The organism is bacterium (assembly GCA_037131655.1).
Classification (GTDB): Bacteria; Armatimonadota; Fimbriimonadia; order Fimbriimonadales; family JBAXQP01; genus JBAXQP01.
Window position 1 is genome coordinate 1 of sequence record JBAXQP010000357.1, and the last position, 2516, is coordinate 2516.

The window sequence follows — 2516 nt, forward strand, 5'->3', positions numbered from 1 at the left end:
GAACGATATGTAGGGCTTGTTTCCAGAACTTCGTAAAGTGCGATAGAAACACCAGCCGAAAACGATCATTGTTGGTTAGCTGAGGTCGTTTAATCTGTCGATTCAGCACAATCAGTTGCTGACGCAACAACGCATTTTCTACAACCAAATCCGCACGGCTGCGTGTCAGATCTGAAAGTATGTCGATGATTAAGACTGAAGTGGCTGGTTTTGTCCAGTGTTTGACGCGCTCTTGTAACCAGTCAAGGATTTTGCCCATTTTGCTGCTCCCGGATAATTATGAGGGTAAAATACCATGATAATGGGTGTAGCGCAAAAGTCTGGGTGGGGTGTCATGAAATTAGCAAGTAGCCAGCCAGGCAGTCTGAAAGCGGTCACTGTGTAATTCACCCAAAGCAGCAAGCATGGCTTGGGCATGTTGACGTTTCCACCCGCGACCTTGCCGTTTCATGCGGTGATGCACAACGGTGTTGATGCCGCTTTCCACCGTTCCGCTGCCAATGGGGTATCCTTGACGCCGAAGGTGTGAGTAATCCATGTTGTGTTTGCGCGTTTCAAAGTAAGAGGGTGAATTGCGAATGTCTTCCAGGCAAGTAATTTGATCCCAATTCAGGGCTTGCAGGGCAGTCACGACATCTTCCACGCGCCCATGCCACAAGAGGTCAACTTGTTGTTGCGTCCAGTGTTGTGCTGACGGGGTTCCATCACCGAAGGCGGCTTTGGCGACATTACTTAATCGTCCATGCGCATGCGCCCAATCAATCGAGTAGATAATGCGCGGATAATTTGTAATCGTGATCCGGCTAATCCAAACACCGCCGTCATTCGCTGATCCGAGACGCGGACATTGTTCTACTTGCCGCCGCGCTCCTTCCAAATACTGATGTTGACCCATTTCTTCGGCAATCCATAACCCGACTTGGTAACTATGCTGGCGTAAGGTAATCTGCGGGTCGGGATGCGTTTCCGTTGGGCTGGGCTTTGCCGCTTTTACCTGCACTTCTGAAAAAACACTCATTTTGAACTCTTTCCAGCCTTCCTTACGCAATAAAACCATGCCGCCGTCGGTCGAAATGTTGGCTTGCTGCTTAATCGGAGCTGTGACCGTCACCACTTGTTGCGCCATTTGCGGCGTTTGTGGGTCGTACACTCGCTGTGCTTCACTCACACGCTTTTCTTCCAGTCGTTGCCCGAAGCCTTCCGTGATGCGCCGCAAGCTATCGCTCGACATGCTTCCGCCTGTAGCATCGCTGTACGATTCTGCTGCCTTATCAAACGATTTGGCTTGCAAGCCTTGACGCGTGGCTACTCGCGCCGCGCCTTCACTCCAATGATCGGCTCGTAATTTCAGTTTCAGATTTAGGGGGGAAAAGCGTTTGCCCTTTGCAATTCGGGCAGACGTAATAGGCTCTTTCCAGGCGGCTGTCACCTTCCAGTCCATGAACTCCCCATGGACAATAACCTGCAAATATCATCGCTTCTGCGCATTGTTCGCATTTGGGCGCTTCCGCTTGCATGCCGCTATCGCGTCCATTGACCAATTGCTCCAGCGCTTTTCCCATCAACTCCCGCCGGCGTTTTCGCGCTTCCGCTTCGATTTCTCCGAAACTTGCTTCGGGGTGCTTATCGTACCAAGTTTCCAGTTGCTCATACATTCTTTCGGCTTCTTGCATAAATGCTGCTTTCCGACGGGCAAGGGATTGGGGGCGACTCATCTTGTTTTTCTCCTGTCACCACAGTTTACCCTCTTTAGCTCTTTTCTTCCCAGACTTTTGCGCTACACCCCATGATAATCTTCTTTTAGGTACAGCCACAATCGGTGGTTGGTAATTGAAACGTGCTCAATCGAGCGCGTTTTTGTTCGAATATGTATCGACAGACGCAATGTGGGCAGAGTCTATGCAAGCCTTCAATGAAACAGGCTTGCATTCCCCTTCAGTTTTTCCTCCCTGTGCTGGCTACTTGGTTCATCCGCCAGTTATTTTTGATTTTTAGGCGAAAATTTCGTCAGACGATTCTCCTTCTCACTCCAAGTTGGGCTCGGTTTATTTTATGAATACACGGTACAGCCACAATCGGTGGTTGGTAATTGAAACGTGCTCAATCGAGCGCGTTTTTGTTCGAATATGTATCGACAGACGCAATGTGGGCAGAGTCTATGCAAGCCTTCAATGAAACAGGCTTGCATTCCCCTTCAGTTTTTCCTCCCCCTTCCCTTATAGCAGCGGATAACTGATCAGTTCTTTCACTGACCAGCGCCGTGACGTAAGCCCAGCTGCCATCGCCGGGGTCACCTTCTTATACAGCCTGGGTCTCTGGTTACCCTTTCTCTGTACAGGTTCTTCCATCCTGATCTGCAAACTCTCATGCGCACGCGCAAAATGATAATAGGCCAACCACCAATACAAATGATCCTCTAGCAGGTTGTCGGAGAGAGTAGAGTTACTGCGACATAAAAATGCATAACGGCCATAAAAGGCCTTGGAATTCAATAAAAGCGACGTCAGCAGGCGTGT

At 49.7% G+C, this 2516-nt stretch carries 4 protein-coding genes; all 4 read right to left on the bottom strand.

The features are described 5' to 3' along the window. A partial coding sequence (locus tag WCO51_12360) for an integrase (protein MEI6514046.1) occupies nt 1–259 on the bottom strand: 259 nt, incomplete at its 3' end. A gap of 81 nt (nt 260–340) precedes the next feature. Continuing rightward, nucleotides 341–1231 carry a hypothetical protein gene (locus WCO51_12365; protein MEI6514047.1) on the bottom strand — a complete coding sequence of 297 codons (891 nt, stop codon included), beginning with the start codon at nt 1229–1231 and terminating at the stop codon, nt 341–343. A gap of 91 nt (nt 1232–1322) precedes the next feature. Next, nucleotides 1323–1715, bottom strand: coding sequence for a hypothetical protein (locus tag WCO51_12370; protein ID MEI6514048.1), 393 nt, complete (start codon nt 1713–1715; stop codon nt 1323–1325). A 501-nt stretch (nt 1716–2216) separates the two neighbouring features. Then, on the bottom strand, nt 2217–2516 hold a 300-nt coding region (locus WCO51_12375; protein ID MEI6514049.1), incomplete at its 5' end, for a hypothetical protein.